The 21,265-nt window shown below is 53.6% G+C and carries 16 protein-coding genes; 5 read left to right on the plus strand and 11 right to left on the minus strand.

What is annotated here, in order from left to right; genetic code table 11:
- Positions 1 to 271: 271 nt before the first annotated feature.
- Positions 272 to 2,017, minus strand: coding sequence for an alpha-glycosidase (locus NNL21_RS25225; protein ID WP_204820187.1), 1,746 nt, complete (start codon positions 2,015 to 2,017; stop codon positions 272 to 274).
- Positions 2,018 to 2,215: 198 nt separating this feature from the next.
- Here NNL21_RS25225 and NNL21_RS25230 point away from each other — a divergent pair, with 198 nt between their 5' ends.
- The 4 genes from NNL21_RS25230 to NNL21_RS25245 all read left to right on the plus strand — a co-directional run bounded on the left by NNL21_RS25230 (position 2,216) and on the right by NNL21_RS25245 (position 9,369).
- Positions 2,216 to 2,542, plus strand: a complete 327-nt coding sequence (locus tag NNL21_RS25230) for a YflT domain-containing protein (RefSeq protein WP_204820223.1) — start codon at positions 2,216 to 2,218, stop codon at positions 2,540 to 2,542.
- A 106-nt stretch (positions 2,543 to 2,648) separates the two neighbouring features.
- On the plus strand, positions 2,649 to 6,353 hold the full coding sequence (locus tag NNL21_RS25235) for a response regulator (RefSeq protein ID WP_204820188.1): 3,705 nt from the start codon (positions 2,649 to 2,651) through the stop codon (positions 6,351 to 6,353).
- Between the two features lie 46 nt (positions 6,354 to 6,399).
- Positions 6,400 to 7,194 (plus strand): CheR family methyltransferase, encoded by a 795-nt coding sequence (locus tag NNL21_RS25240; protein ID WP_309145355.1) that lies wholly within the window; start codon positions 6,400 to 6,402, stop codon positions 7,192 to 7,194.
- A gap of 24 nt (positions 7,195 to 7,218) precedes the next feature.
- Positions 7,219 to 9,369 (plus strand): response regulator, encoded by a 2,151-nt coding sequence (locus NNL21_RS25245; RefSeq protein WP_204820189.1) that lies wholly within the window; start codon positions 7,219 to 7,221, stop codon positions 9,367 to 9,369.
- Between the two features lie 93 nt (positions 9,370 to 9,462).
- Here NNL21_RS25245 and NNL21_RS25250 read toward each other — a convergent pair whose 3' ends face one another.
- From NNL21_RS25250 to NNL21_RS25285, 8 genes are all read right to left on the minus strand, one after another.
- The gene (locus tag NNL21_RS25250; protein WP_204820190.1) at positions 9,463 to 11,334 is read right to left on the minus strand and encodes an LTA synthase family protein; all 1,872 of its coding nucleotides are present in this window, start codon (positions 11,332 to 11,334) and stop codon (positions 9,463 to 9,465) included.
- Positions 11,335 to 11,634: 300 nt separating this feature from the next.
- Positions 11,635 to 12,660: an NADH:flavin oxidoreductase/NADH oxidase gene (locus NNL21_RS25255; RefSeq protein WP_204820191.1), complete on the minus strand. Its 1,026-nt coding sequence runs from the start codon at positions 12,658 to 12,660 to the stop codon at positions 11,635 to 11,637.
- A gap of 153 nt (positions 12,661 to 12,813) precedes the next feature.
- Positions 12,814 to 13,560, minus strand: coding sequence for a UMP kinase (pyrH, locus tag NNL21_RS25260; RefSeq protein WP_204820192.1), 747 nt, complete (start codon positions 13,558 to 13,560; stop codon positions 12,814 to 12,816).
- 500 nt (positions 13,561 to 14,060) lie between these two features.
- Positions 14,061 to 14,450: a DUF350 domain-containing protein gene (locus NNL21_RS25265; RefSeq protein WP_204820193.1), complete on the minus strand. Its 390-nt coding sequence runs from the start codon at positions 14,448 to 14,450 to the stop codon at positions 14,061 to 14,063.
- Positions 14,447 to 15,121 carry a hypothetical protein gene (locus NNL21_RS25270; RefSeq protein WP_204820194.1) on the minus strand — a complete coding sequence of 225 codons (675 nt, stop codon included), beginning with the start codon at positions 15,119 to 15,121 and terminating at the stop codon, positions 14,447 to 14,449. The genes NNL21_RS25265 and NNL21_RS25270 overlap by 4 nt, the downstream gene beginning before the upstream one ends.
- Positions 15,122 to 16,321 (minus strand): glutathionylspermidine synthase family protein, encoded by a 1,200-nt coding sequence (locus NNL21_RS25275; protein WP_204820195.1) that lies wholly within the window; start codon positions 16,319 to 16,321, stop codon positions 15,122 to 15,124.
- A complete protein-coding gene (locus tag NNL21_RS25280; RefSeq protein WP_204820196.1) occupies positions 16,318 to 16,998 on the minus strand; it encodes a hypothetical protein in 681 nt (226 codons plus the stop codon). The genes NNL21_RS25275 and NNL21_RS25280 overlap by 4 nt, the downstream gene beginning before the upstream one ends.
- A gap of 20 nt (positions 16,999 to 17,018) precedes the next feature.
- Positions 17,019 to 17,249, minus strand: coding sequence for a hypothetical protein (locus tag NNL21_RS25285; RefSeq protein WP_256555461.1), 231 nt, complete (start codon positions 17,247 to 17,249; stop codon positions 17,019 to 17,021).
- A gap of 226 nt (positions 17,250 to 17,475) precedes the next feature.
- Between NNL21_RS25285 and NNL21_RS25290 the strand changes: the two genes are divergently transcribed.
- A complete protein-coding gene (locus tag NNL21_RS25290; RefSeq protein ID WP_204820197.1) occupies positions 17,476 to 17,856 on the plus strand; it encodes a cbb3-type cytochrome c oxidase subunit I in 381 nt (126 codons plus the stop codon).
- 166 nt (positions 17,857 to 18,022) lie between these two features.
- Here the strand turns inward: NNL21_RS25290 and NNL21_RS25295 are convergent, their stop codons facing one another.
- Entirely contained in the window at positions 18,023 to 20,047 is a 2,025-nt protein-coding gene (locus NNL21_RS25295; RefSeq protein ID WP_204820198.1) for a DEAD/DEAH box helicase, read from the minus strand.
- Between the two features lie 104 nt (positions 20,048 to 20,151).
- Positions 20,152 to 21,231 carry a Gfo/Idh/MocA family protein gene (locus NNL21_RS25300; protein ID WP_204820199.1) on the minus strand — a complete coding sequence of 360 codons (1,080 nt, stop codon included), beginning with the start codon at positions 21,229 to 21,231 and terminating at the stop codon, positions 20,152 to 20,154.
- Positions 21,232 to 21,265 lie beyond the last annotated feature (34 nt).

A 21,265-nucleotide genomic window follows, 5' to 3' on the forward strand; every position in this document is an offset into this window, starting at 1 on the left:
GTATGAGTTTGTAGCTTCATTTGCACCTTGTTTTGTATAACCTTAATACACCTCGCGGGAAAGGGTTGAAACCCGTTATGCCTATTTAGAAAATAAAGCTGCTAATATCCCAAAAATGCGTGTCAATCCCTTATAAACCGGGTAATATCCATAAAATACGCATACCTATAAAGCCGCCCTCCTAACGTCCATTACGGAACATTAGAAGGGCGGCTTTTCGCATGGAGCTATAAACTCAACCAGCCTTGCTTGCATGCTTCCAAACGTTGCGCTACAGCTTCCTGCACATGATGCGGTACCCGAACGGCTCCAGCTCGATAACCTGCTCGCCCCCGATTGTAGGGACATGCTCGCCCGTAAGCGCATCCTCCCAATCGTCCGTCTCCATCGGATGCGTCATCGCGGTTTGCTCGCCGGTAGGGTTCATCCATACTACGTAGTGCTCCCCTTCGCCCAACCGCTCATAAATGATCCGCTTGTCTCCCTGATCAGCCTTCAGAAAGCGGAAACGCCCGCTTCGAAGCACTGGATGCGATTTGCGCTGATCGATAAGCAGCTTATAGAAATCATACAATTCCCGGTCCTGCTGCTCCTCATCCCAGATCATGCACTGGCGGCAATCGGGATCGTCTCCGCCCTTAAGTCCGATCTCATCGCCGTAAAAGATGCACGGCGTGCCTATGTACGTCATTAAGTACACGACCGCCAGCTTCAGCTTCCGCTTATCTTCACCCATTCGGGTCAGCACCCGCGGCGTATCATGACTCGAGAGCAGGTTGAAGATGACTTCATTCGTTTGCTGCGGGTAGCGCATCAGCAAATTGCTCATCTGGTCTGCAAACGCTCGTCCATCGAAGTCATCGGAGGCGAAGAAGCCCATCACCTTGTCGGCGAAGGGATAGTTCATAACGGAATCGAACTGATCCCCCAGCAGCCACATACGGGAATCGCTCCATACTTCTCCGATAATATAGGCATCCGGTTTGGCGGCCTTCACGGTCTGCCGGAATTCCCGCCAAAATTGATGATCGACTTCATTGGCCACATCCAGCCGCCAGCCATCGATATCCGTCTCCTTGATCCAGGACTGGGCGACATCGAGCAAATATTGCTTCACCTCAGGATTCGACGTGTTGAGCTTCGGCATGCTGCCGAAGAAACCGAACGTATCATAGGTCGCAACCCCGTCCCTTACTTCAGCCGGGAAGGAATGGATATGGAACCAGTCTGCATATTTGGATTGCTCGCCATGGCGGAGAACATCCTGGAAGGGAGGGAATTGTTCACCTGTATGATTGAAGACGGCATCAAGCACGACGCGGATTCCCAGGTCGTGACAAGCCTTCACCAACTTTTTCAATAGCGATTTATCCCCAAAATGCGGGTCTATTACGGTATAATTAATCGTGTCGTATTTGTGATTCGAGGGCGACTCAAATATCGGTGTCAGATAGACAGCCGTTACGCCAAGATCGGTTAGATGGTCGAGATGATCCAATATTCCCTGCAAGTCCCCGCCGAATTGGTTCTCGTAGGTCGGGGTGCTGCCCCATTCGGCAGTATGTGCCGGATTAATTTCCGGATTGCCGATTGCAAACCGGTCCGGCATGATTTGATAAAAGACAGCTTCCTTTGCCCATTCGGGTGCCGCGAACAGATCCACTTCATGTATATAAGGAAATTCATAATAACCGCCCGCAGGATGCGGCTCGTCGGGCCCAATGCCCGTTTCCGTCATAAAGACCGTCTCTTCACCGCTGTGCAGACGGAATCCATATGAGAATCGTTTGTAGGTCGGTTTCACTGCCGCCTCCCAGTAATCGAAGAAGTGATCGGAGGCCACCTTTTCCATCGGAACATCTTCATGAAACCCATCCCAGTTGTATTTGTCTCCCGTCACGGCGGTTACCGCCTCTACATCGTCTCGTTTCGTCTGTACGCGCAGATGGATCGTTGCCTTATCGTAGGCATACGCCCAGTTACTGCGCGGCGAGTGGTGAAAACATTCCCATTGCATAGAATCCATCTCCTCTAAATCGGTACGGCCGATCTTTCTGCGGCCGCTTAGAGGAGATTTACACGCTCGGTATGAGGTCTGAATCGGCGTAGAACTTTCGAACCGGGGCTTGTTTCAATTCTCCCTATTCGGTGGTAATACTGACTTAGCCTCACCTGGCAAATCCAATTGAAAGACGGAGGGATTACGATGCAACAGATGAAACCGACTGTTCAAATTGTGACAACTGCCATGGATGCGCTGCATGCCGTGCGAGAACTGAATCAACGCGGCTATCGGCAGGATGATATCTATGTGATGGCCCACGATAGCGACCAGACCAAATCGCTGGCCGACGCAACGGACGCTAACCGGATCGGAATGTCTGAGGAAGGGATGTTTACCTCCATGGCTAACGTCTTCCGCTCACGCGGCGACGAGATTCGTTCCAAGCTTCAATCGATCGGGTTATCGGAAACGGAAGCCGAGCGGTATGAAGAGGAGCTTGATCAAGGTCGTGTACTTGTTATTACGAACGTCCACTAATCCATTGATGAATGGTGCGGTTAGGTCGCAAGCCCCAGGGCTGGCGGCCTGTTCGCATGTTAACAAATAATCCACCCCATATGTAGGGTTACAGGTGAGGGATCGAATGAAGACGAGAACGAAGCTGATTACAAGTTTTATCGTGATGATTTTACTGCTATTATTCGTTTCTTTATCCGGGCTGAACAACTTCTCCCGCGTAGGAGACAAGCTTGAAGAGGTGTATGATCACCGGTACCAGAAGGTCATGCTTGCCTTCGAGACTCGCGGAGCCGTTAATAATACCGCCAAAGGCCTGGTCAATGTGCTCACCGTTCCGACCGTTGACAGCATCACCAAGAATGAGAAGGAGCTTAACAAAGAGCCGATCATAGCAAAAGAGGGTCTGGCGGAGTTGAAAAACCGGGCCTCTACAGAAGCTGAGATTTCTTTGCTGGAAGATGTAGAGCGCAATATGGAGCTATTTTTCGGCTATGAGAAGCAAGTCATTCAGTTGATTAGTGAAGGCAAAGCCAGCGAAGCCATCGCTCTGCGCGAAAAAGAAGGCATTCAATTTCAAGAAGACACCATCGCGCTTTTGGATAAGCTTGCCGAAACTCAACGCCGGGCAACGGACGAGGCCGTAGGCGTTGCGCAGGATACGAATCAGGAATCGCGCAACATCATGCTGATCACCACTATTATCGGACTGCTGCTTGGGCTGGGCACGATGCTGTGGAATCTGACGGGGGTTACACGAGGACTTAACAGCTTGTCCATGCTTATTACCGCCTATACGCATGGCACCCTCGACCGGACGTTACGTCAAAAGACGGAAACGGCTGATGAATTCGGCGATGTAGCCAAAGCCTTCAATCAGCTGGCGAACTCGCTTGAGCAGAAGACTGCGTTCGAACAGGCTTATAACAAAAAGATCGAGGATGAGGCATGGGTCAAATCCAACCTGGCCAATACAACGGTTGATTTGCAGAATGTACAAATTCTCGAGACGATTACCCAAGGATTCGTGGACAAGATGGTTCCCCTTGTCGGAGCTGCCTATGGCGGCCTATATATTCGGGAGGGACTCGGAGACGAGAATCGTCTTCGTCTGATGGGCGCTTATGCTCCGCATGATGAGTCCGTATTCGAGCAGACGTTTGCCTTCGGCCAAGGTCTGGTCGGGCAATGCGCGATTAACCAAGAGATTATCGAGCTGTCGGATTTGCCGTCCACTCACATCAAGATCAAATCCGGCTTAGGCGAAACGGCGCCTCTGCACCTGATGCTGCTGCCGGTCATGTACCAGAGCAGTCTGCTCGGTATTATTGAGCTCGCCGCCCTGAGGCCTTTCGAATTACGCGAGAAGGAACTGCTGAACGAGCTTGCTGAGAGCTTCGGCATTATCTTGAACAATATGTTCGGACGGATGCGTATCGAGGAGCTGCTGCGTGAGTCGCAAGCGCTCAGCGAAGAGCTGCAGGTTCAGTCCGAGGAGCTTCTGTCTCAACAAGAAGAGCTCCGCCGTTCCAACGATACGCTCGAGGAACAGACCCATGCCCTGAAGAAATCGGAAGAGATGCTCCAGAGTCAACAGGAAGAGCTCGAGCAGAGTAATGAGGAGCTGCTGCAGAAGACACATCTGCTCGAATTGCAGATGCGCCAGACTGAACAGAAGAACGAACAAATCGAGAAGACGAAGAATGTGCTTGAGAAGCAGACGGTTCAGCTGGCTCTCGCGTCCAAATATAAATCCGAGTTCCTGGCCAATATGTCCCATGAACTGCGAACGCCGCTCAACAGCCTTCTTATTCTGTCCCAGATGCTCATGGTTAATAAGGACGGTAATTTATCCTCGAAACAGATTGAATTCGCATCGACGATTCATTCCTCGGGCGGCGATCTGCTGAAGCTGATTGACGAGATTCTGGATCTGTCCAAAATCGGGGCAGGCAAAATGAATCTGGTCACTGAGCATGTGCCCATCAACGATATGCTGCAAGGCCTGCGCAGAAACTTCCTGCCTGTGAGCCAGCAGAAGGACATTGCTTTCGAGGTGACTGTTGATCAAAGTGTACCTGATGAGATGTACACGGATAGCCATCGTGTTAAACAGGTTCTCAAAAACTTGCTGTCCAATGCGTTCAAATTTACGCATCAGGGGAGCGTCTCTCTCCGGGTTCGCCTTGCTAAGCCAGATGAGGCGATTTCCAGAAATATCGACAGCGGGCGGATGATCGCCTTCGAAGTGCATGATACCGGTATTGGCATATCGGAGGAGAAGCAGGATATTATATTCGAAGCGTTCCAGCAGGCAGACGGTACGACAAGCCGCGTATATGGCGGAACGGGGCTTGGTCTTGCGATTAGCCGGGAGCTGGCACACTTGCTTGGCGGTTCCGTCTCACTGGACAGCGTCGAAGGCCAGGGTAGTACCTTCACCCTCTATTTGCCGGAATACCATATTGCCGAGCCAGCTATTGAAGACAAAGAAGTCATCGACGGAATGTCTTTTCAAGGACCCGATTTCGGGATGCAGGCCGTCGCCGCAGCCCTTCAAGCTTCCGGATCCGCGGCACAGCCGCAAATCAAATCCTTGGATTTGCCCGAACGGGTCACCGCGGAAATTGAGGATGACCGCGAATCTATCAAGTCCGACGACCGCGTCGTCTTGATTATAGAAGACGACGAGCATTTTGCCCGCGTGATGCTCGACATTGCGCGTTCGCATGGCTTCAAGGGCGTTGTCACTCTGCAGGGTGATACAGGCCTGGCTTATGCGAAAGCCCATAAGCCGGACGCCATTCTGCTCGATATTATGCTGCCCGTCATGGATGGCTGGTCGGTACTCCATCACTTGAAGCATAATGCGGATACTAGGCACATTCCCGTCCATGTCATATCCGTCATGGACGATGTCCAGCAAGGTCTGTCCATGGGCGCCATCGCCTACTTGAAGAAGCCCGCATCGAAGGACCGGCTTGATGATTTGTTCGAGCAGATCGAATCCTTCCTCGAGCGCGACCTGAAGCATCTGCTCGTTGTCGAAGACGATGCTGCGCAGCGGACTAGCATTATGGAGCTAATTGGTCATGACGATGTCGCCATCCATGCGGTATCGACAGGCCGTGAAGCGCTGGCCGAATTGAATAGCCACCATTACGATTGCATGGTGCTGGATCTCGGCCTTCCGGATATCTCCGGATTCGATCTGCTGGACAGCATTCGCCGCAATGACAGCTTGCGCGATTTGCCGATCATCATCTATACCGGACGCGAGCTGGACAAGAAGGAAGAACTGCAGCTGAAGAAATATGCGGAGACGATCATTATTAAGGATGTGAAGTCGCCTGAGCGGCTGCTCGATGAAACCACCTTGTTCCTGCACCGGGTTGTCGCCGATTTGCCAGAGGACAAGCGGAGCGTGCTGCGCAAGCTTCATAGCGTGGAGGCTATCTTCGAAGGCAAACAGATTCTGATCGTCGACGACGATATCCGCAACGTGTTCGCCCTGTCCAGCGCACTGGAAGGGTACAAGATGGATATTCAGTTTGCCGAGAACGGCATTGAAGCACTAGAGATGCTTGAAAATAATAAAGACATTCAGCTCATACTGATGGATATGATGATGCCGGAGATGGATGGTTACGAAACCATGCGTCAGATCCGTTCCAAGCCTGAGTACGAGCGGATGCCGATTATCGCCATCACCGCCAAGGCGATGAAAGAAGACCGGGACAAGTGCATCGAGGCCGGTGCCTCCGATTATATCGCCAAGCCGGTCAACATCGATCAGCTGCTGTCTCTGATGAGGGTGTGGTTGTATAAATAATCAACAGGGGCTTCATGCAGCCGGAGAACGGGAGCGGATCGAAATCGTGCTGCTTCTCGAAGGCTTATATCGTCTATATGGATATGATTTTCGCAACTATGCCTTCTCGTCCGTCCGCCGACGAATCTGGCACCGTGTAGGCGCCGAGCGGCTGCCTTCCATAACGGCGCTTACCGAACAAATTTTGCATGACCGGGATGCCATGAACCGGCTGTTATCGGACTTAACCATCCATGTCACCGAGATGTTCCGTGACCCGGAAGTGTTTCGCGCCTTCCGCAAGCACGTCGTGCCGATGCTGCGAACCTATCCGTTTATCCGGATCTGGCATGCAGGCTGCTCGACTGGCGAGGAAGTGTACTCGATGGCCATTCTGCTGAAGGAGGAAGGTTTGTACGATAAGACGCGCATCTATGCCACCGACATGAACGAACGCGTGTTGGATTTAGCGAAAGCAGGCGTCTTTCCCATCGATCGTATGCAGGACTTCACGCGAAATTATATGGAGGCCGGCGGCAAGGAAGCGTTCAGCCACTATTATACGGCTAAATACGACTCTGTATTATTCCAAGCGGAGCTGCGCAACAACATTGTATTCGCCCAGCATAACTTGGTCACGGACCGTTCGTTTAATGAATTTAACGTCATTTTTTGCCGTAATGTTATGATCTATTTCAATAAAGATCTTCAGGATCATGTACATGGACTGCTGTATGACAGCTTAAGCACCTTCGGCGTTCTTGCGCTTGGAACGAAGGAATCGATTAATTTCACACGGCATGCCGGCGCATACGAAGAGATTGACGATTCGCACTGCAGGCTATACCGTAAGTTAAGATAAAAAAGGCAGGTGAAACGAAAGCAGATGGTTGCATACGACGGACCGATAAACATTTTGCTAGTCGACGATCATCCGGACAATCTCCTGGCACTGGAAGCCGTGCTTGGCGACTTGAATTACAATTTGATTAAATGTCTGTCGGGTGAAGCAGCCCTGCGCTGCTTGCTCAAGGACGAGTTTGCGGTCATCCTGCTCGATGTTCAAATGCCGCAGATGGACGGCTTTGAAACCGCGCGGCTGATCAAGATGCGCGACAAAACACGGGAGACGCCGATTATATTCATATCGGCAACGAGTAAAGAAACCGAGCACTTCTTTATCGGTTACGAGGTCGGTGCCATCGACTACATGTTGAAGCCATTCGTTCCACAAATCTTACGGACCAAAATCGAAGGCTTCGTGCGCATGTATGTCAATACGAAGACCCTCCAGCTCCAGAGAGAGCTCCTGCACCAAAAGACCAAAGAACTGGAGCGGATGAACCGCGAGCTGATGCGCACCGCCTACCAGCTGAACAAAACACAGGTCATGGCGCGCGTTATCCAAGAAACAACCGGGGATACGATGATTACCTTCGATGATGAGGGGCTAATTCTCGCCGTTAATCCGGCACTGACCCCCATGTTCGGCTATCTAGAGAGCGATGTTATCGGCCAATCTATTGCAGAGCTTATCCCCTGCTTCGGTGAGGGGATGTTCAAGAGCCTGGCGGCAGGTGAAGCAGCCGGCAAACGAGTCGAGCTGACTCCGGTGCGCAAGGACGGCAGACGGTTTCCAGCAGAAGTCCAAACCGGTATGGCGATGGTTGATGAGGAGCGTATCTATGCCTGTACCATCAGTGATATGACGGAGCGGAAGCGCTTCGAGCAGGAGCTGATGAACGCGAAGGAAGAAGCGGAGATCGCCGCGCGGGCGAAGACGGATTTCCTGGCAATGGTGAGCCATGAAATACGTACGCCGATGAATGGCGTACTCGGCATGACCGGACTCATACTGGAAACCGAGCTCGATGATGAGCAACGCGAGTATGCTGAAATTATCCGCAAGAGCGGCGATGCCCTGCTGACGGTCATTAATGACATCCTGGACTACAGCAAGATTGAATCCGGCAAGCTGGAGCTGGAGGAGATTCCGTTTCAGATCGAAATGGTCATCGCCGAAACGTTCGAATTATTCACGGCGAAGTCGAAGCAGCTTGCGTTGGAGCTATCCTGCGAATTTGATCCCACGCTGCCGCCAATTGTCATCGGGGACGGGATGAAGCTGCGGCAGGTGCTGATCAATCTGGTCGGCAATGCCGTCAAGTTTACGCCGCAGGGCAGTATTAAGGTCTCGGTCCGGCTTCTGGAGCAGCGAGAGGATGCGATCGAGATGGAGTTTACCGTTCAGGATACGGGCGTTGGCATACCCGAGGAGAAGCTGCCTCTCCTCTTTCAGCCCTTCTCCCAAGTCGATACATCGCTTACAAGACGTTATGGCGGAACTGGACTCGGGCTTGCCATCTGCAAAAACCTGGTGGAGCTGATGAATGGCACGATTGATGTCACCACCAAAGTAGACGTCGGAACGACCTTCCGCTTCACGGTAACCATGAAGCCTCAAGGGGCACCGACCGATAACGATCATCGCAACATGAGCAAGACGATTAATTTCACCTGTCCATCCGCTCCGTCCCGGATCTCTACCGATTCGCAGGATGGTCCGATATCCTTCACTGCGTTTCTAGAGCAGACGAGTGAGGAGCCTGGCAGCGCCGTTACGAAGCGGAGCCCGGTTTACAAAACGAGCATCTTGATCGCAGATGACAATGAGGTCAATCAGAAGCTGACGCTCTATCTGCTGAACAAGCTGGGTATTACAGCCGACTTGGCTTCGGATGGCCAAGAAGCGGTTATGAAAGCTTCGCAGAAGGCCTACGACCTGATTCTGATGGACATGCGCATGCCCATTTTGGATGGTCTGGAGGCAACCCGTCAGGTACTGGCTGCCGCCCAGCCGGATCATGCGCCGATTATCGTCGCGATGACAGCCAATGTGCTCCCTGCCGACCGTGAACGATGTCTTGCCGCAGGGATGACGGATTTTCTGGGAAAGCCGATTCAGCTTGACACCGTGAAGCGTCTGCTTCAACGATACGGTCTTTGGGTTTCGCCTATACAGTCGACCTCCTTATAGAGGGCGGCTTTTTTTATATCGTTATCTGTCCGCGCAGCAACAAAAAATCGTGATTGCAGCGTATGAACGCCGCAATCACGATTGACATTACCCTTATTTGCTTGCATCAGGCTCACGGTCCGGAAGCTGACTGACATAGCTATCGGAATAATTGAGAAGCTCCAGCGCTTTATTGTACTCGGCCTCGGAGGCTTCCGGCTTGGAGGCCCCGTCACCGGCCAGCGGATATTCGGTGCCATCCTGGAAGCCGCTCCCCGTAATGAATAGCGACTGCTGGCTAACGAATGATCCGGATGGCAGATAATAACGCTGAGGAAGTATGTTGTAGGTCTGATTCAGTAAATCTTGACCGAAGTGAATATGATTCTCCAACGATGCTCCCGTTAAATTCGCAATCGTCGGGAGCACGTCAACCTGTCCGCCGATTTGCTCGAACACGGCTGGATGCGTGATTCCCGGGGAAGCAATAACAAGCGGAATATTAATCATATCGGTATAGCCATACTCGCGGCCGTAGATTTCCTTCATAAGCTCTTCATCGTCTTTATTCAACGAATAAATCGGCAGTCCCAGATGGTCACCGTAGACGACGATGAGGCTCTTATCCCAGATCCCCTTCTCCTTGAGATCCTCGATAAACTTGCCAAGCGCATAATCCGCGTAGCTCTGTGCGCGAATATAATCGCCCACGAACGTATCCTGGTAACGTTCCGGAAGCGTAATGTGGTCCTTCTCTTCCGGCGTGCTGTATGGATGATGAGCCGTCATCGAGATGACTTGGGCATAGAAGGGATTCCCGGTTTGCTGCATCTTCTCGAGCTCTTCCGCCGTCTTCCGGTACAACACCTCATCGGAGGGCCCGAAGAACACGGTATCCTCTTCGCCAAAAAACGCCTGGTCATAATAACGGTCAAATCCGAGCGCACTGTACATTTCCTTGCGGTTCCAGAACTCTACGACGTTCGTATGGAATGTGGCCGTTTGGTAGCCCTTCTCCTGGAGCATCTTCGGCATGCTCGGCAGATCCTTACCAGCGTACACCATCGTAGCGGCGCCGCGCGGCGGGATATAGAAGGACGTATTCACGATAAACTCCGCATCGGAGGTATTTCCCTGGCCTACCTGCTGATAGAAGTTCGGGAAGTAGAAGTTATCGCTCATCAGCTTGTTCATGTTGGGCGTAACCTCTTGTCCGTCAATCTTCAAACCAAGCAGGAAGTTCTGGAAGGACTCCAGCTGGATAACGATCACATTCTTCCCTTCAGCCGCATTCCACAGCTTAGGTGACGATGGCTCTTGTATGCCCTTGATATTGCGTATGGCATCCTGCGTAATTTGCTCAGGAGGCAGCAGCACTTGTTCATCGCGCTTAAAGATAGTGTAGGCTTCATAATTCAGAATCCCCATCTCTTCCGCTTTCTTGATTTCGTTCATGCTCGCCCGGTTAGGCCACACATTCATCAGACATACTGCAAACGAAACGACGAACAGTCCCATGACGATTGTCCGTTTCTCCCTGCGGGGGGTGATCGCGCTCCAGAATCGTTTGTTCTTCCCGCGGAATGAGAGCACCATGAGCACAATAATGTCGGTGAAAATAAATAAGAAGTACGGATCCAGCAGCGAGAACACGCTGTTCTTAACCGCCGTTACCTGATTGACCTGCTCAAGCGCATGATAGGTGACAATGACGCCATAATATTTGTAGTACATAATAACGGCGAAGAATACGCTGGTGAACAGTAAATTCACCGCATTATATATCATCAGCTTCCGCTTGGAGGCAAACCATTCAATGAGGCAGAATACCAGCCATATGAACGGAATTTCGGTCACCAGCGGCTGCCAAGTCGGAACGGTATCAAACGTAACGTACCAGGCCAAATAACTTTTTATAAGCAGTACGATTGTGAAAAAAATAAACGGTCTTGTGCTTATCCGACGGTTAGTCGCCGATAAGGACATGATCGCACCTCCTTATTTACAAATGGATCAGCTATATAAGTGTCTAGCATCAGCTTTCTGCGTAAAAACTATTAATTTACGGCGGGATGCATACTAGACTTTATTATGCCTTTGTAAAGCTCAGATGTCAAAAAACAGATTCCCTATTCTATGCGTTTCAGCTCGGTTTTCCACAACATTTTAACCCTTCTCGGCTTCATTCGAAGAAGCTCGCCCAAATGTCGCCGCTTTATTAACCAAAAAAAACCGCGGCGCACCTGCTGGTGTGCCGCGGCCTGTCCTATTCGAACTTCCCTTCCGTTACTCCGCCCGCCCATATTGTTTCGGCAGAACGCCTTTAAACTGACCGCCATTCGCACGAATCGCATGGTAAGCCCAGTAAGGATCGCGAAGCATGCCTCTTCCGACGGCTACGAGATCCGCATCTCCGCTTGCCACGGTCGCCTCTGCGAGCTTCGGATCGTCCAGATTGCCTACCGCGATCACAGGCACCTCTAGCGCCTGTTTAATCGCGCGTGCGAACCCCACTTGATAGCCCGGATAGTTTCCAGGCTTGCGCTTGCCAGCCGGACCTTCTCCGCCGCTGCTGACATGGAATACCTCCACCCCTGCATCACGGTAATGTCTGGCGATTTCGACCATATGGTCAACATCATAGCCATCATCCATATATTCGATGGCCGATATGCGCATAATTAACGGCATTCCTTCCGGCATCTCGGCCTTCACGGCGCGAATGACCTCGGTGCCAAACTGCCATAACTGGCGGCCGTATTCATCCTCCCGGTCATTAATGCCCGGCGAATGGAATTGATGGATCAGATACCCGTGAGCGCCATGCAGCTCAATCGTGTCGACGCCTGCCGCCACAGCCCGCCGCGCAGCGTCGCCAAACTTAACGACCATAGCCTTAACCTCTTGCGTGGTCAGTGCGCGCGGTTGCTTGAATTCACTGCTGACAGGAATCGCCGAGGGCCCGACTGGCACCTCCGCGTCCTCAGCCTTGCGGCCGGCATGAGCGATCTGAATCCCGATTTTCGCGCCATAGTGATGAACTTGGTCGATGATGCGCGCGAATGCCGGTATATGTTCGTCAGACCATAGACCCAAATCATAGTCGCTGATCCGTCCGTCTGGCTCCACGTCGGTCATTTCCATTATGATTAATCCGGCTCCGCCTATCGCTCGCGAAACATAATGAACATAATGCCAATCGTTCGGTATCCCGTCCTTGGCTTCTACCGAATACTGACACATCGGCGGCATCACGACACGATTGCGGAGTACGAGATTTTTGAAGGTGAATGGTTGGTCCAAATACGTCATCTCTCCAACCTCCTAATTAATTTTCTATAGTTACTTAATATATGTTTACTTATTATAAACCACTCGGATTACTTTGAGAAGTGGTCACTTTAACACGCCAAGGTACGCTTGCAGTAGTGTCCCCTACAGAGAGGTGACTTTATAAGCTCAGCCTTATATCTCCTCATCATAAGCAAGAACGCTGTCTTGGCTGATGATGGTTCCGGCCTCAAGTCCTTCGCAAACGGCACGCAGCGACCCTGGGGTATCGAAGCCGACCACGTGAATGGGCAGCCCATAGTCCCTTGCGAGAATGAATGCCGATTGATCCATGACCTTCAAGTCATGCCGAAGCACGTCGTCATAATGAAGCGAACGATATTTGCGCGCCCCGGGATCAACCTTCGGATCACCGCTCATCACGCCGTCCACCCCCTGCTTGGCGACAAGAAGCGCCTCGCTGTTCACTTCGATCGCCCGCTGGACGGATGGATAATCCGTCGTCACATAAGGCTGCCCGTTTCCTCCAGCGAAGATCACGATATAGCCTTTCTCCAGGTGGTGAATCGCCCTTAGCCGAATATACGGCTCTGCTACGGACGTGATGGGAATGGCCGTCATGACCCTGACTTCTTTGCTTGTGCCCGCCTTCAGCACCCCCCGCAGCATCAGGCTGTTGACCACGGTAGCCAGCGTTCCGATATTGTCCGCCTCCGCCCGTTCAATGCCCCAGCGCTCCGCCAGATTCCCTCTGAAAATATTGCCCCCGCCAATGACAATCGATACCTCGACGCCAAGTTCAATCACGGACATGATTTCTCCGGCAATCCGGTTCATCCGGTCCGGATCGAAACCGGCGCCGCTCTGCCCCGCTACCGCGCCGCCACTTAATTTTACCAGAATTCGCTTGTACTTGATCATACAGCGCACCACCTCCACAGAGAAATAAAAAACACCAAAGCCGCAAAGGCTTTGGTGTTTCGCTTGCTCGGGAACGGAATAGATGAGAAATAGGTATAACGGTCATTCGCAGCCGCAATCCGCATCTTGTCCATCCTCCGTCCTTTGTATATACACTAATTAAAAGCTTACCTTATCCGCTTCCATATGGCAATAACTTCCTTATCACTGAAACAAACCATGTCGTCACTAACAGCCCATTCCTAGCTATAGCTGGCGCTCGGCTGCATCCAGCGAATCTCCGAAAGCGTCGGCATCGCGGATCTGAAGCATTATTATCAGCTCTTTAATCACAAGTATAACGTGACCCCTGCCGGTTACCGTAAGCAGTGTCAGGCCCAAGCCGCATATCCGATCATGCGGAATGACAACAAAAAAGAGCCGCTTTCGCGACCCCCAATGCCCAGCAGCTGATATTCCACATACGCCGGCCGGCTCTCCCCACTACAGGGAGCATTCTATTAAATAATCAGACTGCTTACAGCAAAGCTCATGCCGATATACACGAAGCAGAGCAGCACACCTACCGCGACATTGCCCTCTTGCAGCTGCTCGGACAGCTTGAAGCCCGGCGTTACCCACTCGAATACCCAATAGGCGGCTACGAGACATACATAACCCACTGCGAACCATAGGATCATGTTCCAGATGGACGTATTCGTGTAAGCGGCGACGCCCAGCACGATAGCCGTGGCCAGAAACTTGCCGCCCATAGCCAGCCCGACTGCTGTATTGCCGCGCTTCAGCTCATCCATATCACGGTATGGCGTCATCCAGTTGAACACGACCATACCTAATAATTGCAGCAAGATGATTACAATAACGCTGATTAACAAATCAACCACGATCACGAAGCCCACCCCCGAAACTTGGCATATGCCATATCATAATTCACAAAGTCATGCACTTCTTCCAGTATCACATTGACCTTCTTCGCTTTCTTTAATGCTTCGTAACGCTTCTCATCGATCGGCTGCTTAATTTGATTGCCCGAGGGCAGCGTCAAGATGGCAAACTGCCGGTTCTTCCCATCCAGCTCAGTCTGATAGACCCCGACCAGGTCCACCTCTGAATTGAGCTGCACCTTGAGCTTATCAATATCTTCCTTTGCCGCTGCTTCCGACTTGAACGACTTGATCGGCTTCCAGCCGGTAAGGGTAATATCATTGCGGCCATTCGAATTCGTTATCATATGGGCGGCCATATATTGCAGCGTCCATATCTTATCGCCTGTTGCATAATTATCATCGTTGGGCAGCAGATCGTTATCCGGAAGCACCGTCATATCGCTGCCGATGAGATCTCCGACCGTTCCCTCCACGATTCTATAATCCCAAGGGAGGGCTGTATCCTCCGCAACCGCAGTATCACTGTAGCTTCCGCTGTCCGTGCTCGATCGCGAGAATAAAGAGGAATTGCTAAAAATACCGATAAGGACAACAAGGAGAACGCCCCCTAACAACAGTAGAAGCACAAGTGCCCCTTGATTGCCCTGCGGTCTACGCTTCCTATGATGATTCATTCATTTCACCCCTATAGCTACAAAATGACTCGCGTTCCCCGTAATGAGACCGCCTGCCCGCCCAAGCAAGCCGGAGGGCGTCCCGTTAATAACGAACATGCCGATAAGCAGATGAAACTCCCCCGATTCCAGCCGTACACGGGCAAGCTCAGCCCGCTTCTGATAGACAAGCGGGAAGAGCTGGCTCGTATCGAAGCCATCCTCATCCTTCTCTTCCAATTCCCCGTCGTCATTGTAGAGTATGACCGAGCCGCCTTCACGGCCGAACATGGATTTGGATACGAAGCTGCCATCGAATACCGCTTTATTATAGGTAGGCAGCATGTAGGTGCCGATCGCTTCCCGCTCTTCCGCGTCAAAGAGCAGCTCCAGCTCATATAACCCCCATATGAGCGCCTGAAGCCCCTTGGATTGAAGCAGAATGGCATGAATCGGATTAAACAACTGCAAGCGGCCCGACTCTATGGCATAAGCAAGCGCTTCGCCTCCATCATCGACCGCCATCCACTCCTTCGGATATAGCGCGAACAAGCGTTCAATCGTCCGGTCATCGCCATCCTTCAGCATGCCTTCATCCACCCACAGCTCCAAACAGTCTGTGCAGACCATATCCAGTCCGCTGTGGCGTACAAGCATCTCGATCGTACCGGAATCCTCCAGATGCGAGCCATATGACACACAGGCCGCGGTATCGGGCATCTCCTCCGCCCAAGCGGCAGCCACATTCTCCTTCATTCGCACGTTCGGCGAATCGAGACCAAGCTGCGCGCACAGCCAAGGCGTCGCTGCTGCCGCCTCCACGTAGCCTGTCGGTGTATCGGCATTCAGCTCGAGCAGCTTGATCTCACCTTCGTTAGACAGGGCAAAGTCGAATCGGGCATAACGGCTCAACAGCCCTTCCGGGTTCAACTCCATGGTGTCCAGTACATTCCACAGCATCTCGGGAATACCGATCATGGCATATAGATCATGCCGCCCCCAGACAAAACGAACAGCTCGATCGAACACGAGCCACAGCTTAGCCGATGCCAGTTCTAATTCAGTGTACACATCCCTGCGCAGGGCAACGGCTTGGTCGAGCCAATAAGCCTCGCCTTCCATATCCGCCCAGCCGAACCCTAGAGCAGCTAATGCTTCTACCCGCTTTACGCGGTCCGGATGCGGCATGCCAATAACCTCGAATGCGCCTGAATGATTCATCCGCCGAACCCGCTGCTGGAGCTCCTGCCCGAGCTTGAGCTTGAGGAGCTGAAGCCGCTGGAACGCCCCCCGATCCCGCCTTTGGTCGACGACGTCGAGCGGCGGGTGACGGAGCCTGTCGTATCCGACGTCCGCGGACGTACGGCGGAGCCGACGACCGGCTTATTCTGGAACGTCTCCGACGTATAGGAGCGCGGCTTATACGCCGTTCCCGTCCTGGCATCATAGGCTCTGTTATTGGCGTAATAGGAGGTGGATGAGTACGCTGAACCCCGGTTAAAAATCAAATGATAGAGCAATAAATCATCCCAGCCGAAGCCGGAATTCGTATGAATGACTGTGGTGCCGCCTGAGCTGCCGCCCGAGCCCGGTTCCTCTTCTTCTGTCTCTGAAGTCGGTACACCCTCTTCTTGCGGCAGCGGTATATTCCAGTCAACCGACGGATCATAGAACGCCTTGACAGCTTCTGTGGACCACTCGACGAGCTTAGGCTCACCGGCAGCCGATGCAGCCGTTCCCGGTTCCGCCGATACCCTCTCAGCGAGCCCGCCGCTCATGAACGCGTTCGCAAGTAACGCGATGCCTAGCGAGGTGGAAAGCACACGCAGCGGCTTTCCTTCCTTGTTAAATAAGAATGCGCGTGTTGGAGCACCCGCTTGATCTTCCTCCCGGGTCATGCCAATCACCCCTTTCTTCACTATTTAATACGCGTACCTTGTATAACCGGAATGACCAGCAGCTCCAGCGTCTGATTGTCGATGTTCAGACGCCCTTCCACAGTCTCGTATTCGCTGCTGCCTACAGTCAAATAATTCGCGTGCTGCAGAGCGTCCAGCATGGCTTTATTCCATTGCCGTTCATCGATTTGCTCAAGCTTGCCTCCGGCTTCTTTGACAACTAACGTCACCCGGATCGTGTCGTTCCCCAATTCACTCACTCCTTTTCCATAAAAAGAAATATGACATTCATACGTCTGTTCCGGCTTTAATGTTGCGGAAATTTAAAGAAAGGCATGTCTTCCATATCCGTGCAACGAACCGATACGATTATACCTCATTTCGAAAATACACTTTTTTCCACAAGATGAAGGAATACCAGCAATCTTGGAAGAATATAGTTAAAAGTTTGCAAAATGATGTCGAAGGAGATGTCGCATGGGTATTCGTTTTATAAAGATAGCGGTCATTTATTTATTAATCGGCGTGATTGCGGGCATGGTGATGGGAATCACCCAAGCGTTCGAGTATACCTCCGCACACGCGCACATCAACCTGCTCGGATGGGCATCACTGGGACTGATCGGCGTCCTGTACGTGCTCTTCCCTAAAGCCGGTGAAACCTCGCTCGCGAAAGCGCAGTTCTGGACGCATAACATCGGACTGCCCCTGCTGGTAATCAGCATGATGTTCTTTGCAAATAATAAGGATAACATCGGCATTCCTTTGTCCGCTGTCGGCGGTCTGCTGGTCATTCTTTCTGTCATTCTGTTAGTCGTTAACGTGTTTAAACATGTGAAGGCCATTCCGCAGAAATAATCCTCGCGAATGCCTTAGAGAATAATAAGCGGTTTCCAGCCTTTCTTACAGGAAGCACGGAAACGGCTTTTTTCTATGCCATGACTTGACTCACAGGCCGTTCTGCACACGGCATGAAGAACCGCCAGGAAGCTCCTGACGGTTCTCACAGCCTGCATCGCTGCAGTTATTTGCGTTTACTCGGCCGATTCGGTCGGCCGCCCTTGCTGCCGCCGCCTCGCTGGCCAGACGGTCCGGATGACCCCGGTGAGGCTCCGCGGCCTCGCGACGGCGCCTTCCCGGATCGTTTCGAAAATCCGCCGCGCTGCTGCTGCTCCGAAGCTGAGCGCACATCTGCCGCACGGCTCCACGGCGTTTCGACGTGATCTCCGCCGGCACGTGCACCTGCTCCGCCCCGCTGCGGACGCGCTTCCGCGCTGCCTGCGCCGCGGCCCCACTGGCCTTCGCTGCGCTCACCGCCTGCGCGTGCGCCTGCTCCGCCTCGCTGCGGACGCGCTTCTGCGCTGCCTGCGCCTCGCCCCCACTTGCCTTCGCTGCGCTCACCGCCTGCGCGCGAACCTGCTCCGCCTCGCTGCGGACGCGCTTCCGCGCTGCCTGCGCCGCGGCCCCACTGGCCCTCGCTGCGCTCACTGCCTGCGCGTGCGCCTGCTCCGCCCCGCTGCGGACGCGTTTCTGCGCTGCCTGCGCCGCGGCCCCACTGGCCTTCGCTGCGCTCACCGCCTGCGCGCGAACCTGCTCCGCCTCGCTGCGGACGCGCTTCCGAGCTGCCTGCGCCTCGGCCCCACTGGCCTTCGCTGCGCTCACTGCCTGCGCGTGCGCCTGCTCCGCCTCGCTGCGGACGCGCTTCCGCACTGCCTGCGCCGCGGCCCCACTGGCCCTCGCTGCGCTCACTGCCTGCGCGCGCTCCGCTGCGTCCCTGCCGCGGGCTTGCCGCTCCGCCGCGGCGGTCACGGCCCGAACGGCCGCCTTCGCGGGCAACGCGCCCGCCGGCACCGCCGCGTCCTTGACGAGCGCCCGCTCCAGCTCCGCGCTCCTTGCGGCCATCGGCTGCCGGGCGCGGCTCCTTCGGAACCGTTGATCCGTCTGCGCGTCTGCGCTCCACCGTCATGCCGATTCCCCGCTCAATCGTCTGAATCGTCATACGGTCATGCGGTGTTGCGATCGTCACGGCTAGTCCATCGCCCCCCGCCCGGCCGGTACGGCCAATGCGGTGGATGTAGCTGTCAACATCATGCGGAACGTCATAGTTGTACACGTGAGTGACGCCCTCGACATCGAGTCCACGCGCTGCCACATCGGTCGCCACAAGAAGCTGCAGCTTCGCATCGCGGAACCGCTTCATGACCTGCTCCCGCTTCGCTTGGGATAGGTCTCCGTGAAGCTCGTCGCTCGCAAAGCCCATCTCCTGCAGCGCTTCGTTCAGCGCTTTCGCGCGCCGCTTCGTGCGGCAGAAGATCATGGCCAGATACGGGCGATGTTCAAGAATCAGCTGGCAGAGCGCCTCCTGCTTCCCTCGGTCCGTCGTCTCGATCACCACTTGCCGGATCCCCTTAACCGTCACCTGCGGCGTGCGGACCGTAATATCCTTCGGCGCATTCATGAACTGCAGCGCCAGCGTCCGAACCGCTTGCGGCATCGTCGCCGAGAACAGCATCGTCTGGCGCCGCGTCGGAATTTGCTCGATGATCTCGACCACTTCGTTAAGGAAGCCCATATGAAGCATTTGGTCCGCTTCATCCAGCACCAGCATCGAGATCGAGCCGAGCGAGATCGTTCCCCGACGCATATGGTCAAGCAGCCGTCCCGGCGTTGCAACGGCAAAATGAACGCCGTTCTCCAGCTTCCTCATCTGCGCTTCCACATCTTGTCCACCGTAAACGGCAAGCACCTTGAACTCGGACCGCGAAGCGAGCCAGCGCTTCAGCTCCGCCGTAATTTGCAAGGCCAGCTCCCGCGTCGGAGTCAAGATCAGACCCTGAAGACGGTTCTTCTCCGGATCCAGCTTTTCCAGCATCGGCAATAGGAAGGCGAGTGTCTTGCCCGTTCCTGTCTGTGCCTGGCACACAACGTCATATCCCTGCAGGATAACGGGGATAGCCCCCTCTTGAATCGGCGTTGCTTCATGAATGCCGCCGCTATGCAGCGCTTCAACACGTTCTGGTGAAACACCTAATTCTGCAAAACCAGCCAATATAGCCACCTCTTTTTATGTGAATCTATCGTATGAATCGATCCCTGAATCCGTTCACGAATACAAGCACACCTTATCGTACCACAAATCGCCGTTATTGACCCTTATTCCCGTTCCGACCAAATTTGTGCTGCCGTGTGTATGGTCTCGCCCGATTCGATTGCCTGCGCCATCATAAGAGACAAGTAGTGGTCCTGTGATGCTTCCGCCAAGCTGTAGAAGGATGGACCTCCCTCGGCATAACAAGCCATATTCGCCAGACTCGTCGCAATGGCGATTTCATCATCCGTCAGCCTCGCGGGAATGAAGGGGTTGCGATACACCCACTCCGATCCGGCTTGTATACCCTGATGATAATACCCTTCCAAATTTCCATTATGCCCCATATCGATTCTCCGCATCTCCGTATAGATGGGGGTCCGGTAATCGAGCAGATACCGGATCTCCTCATCGACGATTTCGCCGCGGTCGCCGCGGACCAGCACCCGATTCTTGCGCACCCACGAGAAATATTGCTCGCCTGCAAAATCGAACACCGCCGTCCGTCCGCCAAACCGCAGCGTTGCCAGGTCCTGCACCGATTCTCCGAAGGATTCTTCCTGCGGGGGGCCGCTGCGGTTCGGCCCAGCCATGAGCGGCGCGGTGAACCGTTCACCGCGGATAACGGCGTCCTCGAACCGCACCCCGAGCAGGCGCCGGATCAAGCTGATGCCGTGATAGCCATGCGCGGCAGACATCTGTACATGCGAGACGCTGCCCAGCTTACCCGAGTGTGCGACGGCCATTCTAGCCGCATGCATCGGCTGGTAGAGGTACTGCTCGGCCACCTGCACGCCCGCATCCGCTCCAACCTGCTCGAATAACGAGATAAGTGATGTAAGATCCCGGGCAGGCGGCGTTTCCGCTAGAACTGGGATGCCCCGATTCACTAATTCTGCCATATAGTCTGGACAACTCTCCCGCGAAACAGACACGACGACGAAGGAGAAATCCCGGTCCTTCACGAATTGCTCCATACCGGTAACCGTGCGGACTCCCCACTCCGAGGTGATCGCCGCCCCTTTCTCTTCCTTGCGCACCAGCATTCGCGTAACCTCGAACCGTTCCGGCAGTGCTGCCGCAATGCGCAGGTAGAACGCCGCTCGCCAGCCTCCGCCGATAATACCAAATCGGATTTTCTCCATAGTGCTCCGGTCTCCTTTATATAGAAATGATCGC

This window comes from Paenibacillus mendelii (assembly GCF_024498075.1).
Classification (GTDB): domain Bacteria; phylum Bacillota; class Bacilli; order Paenibacillales; family Paenibacillaceae; genus Paenibacillus_Z; species Paenibacillus_Z mendelii.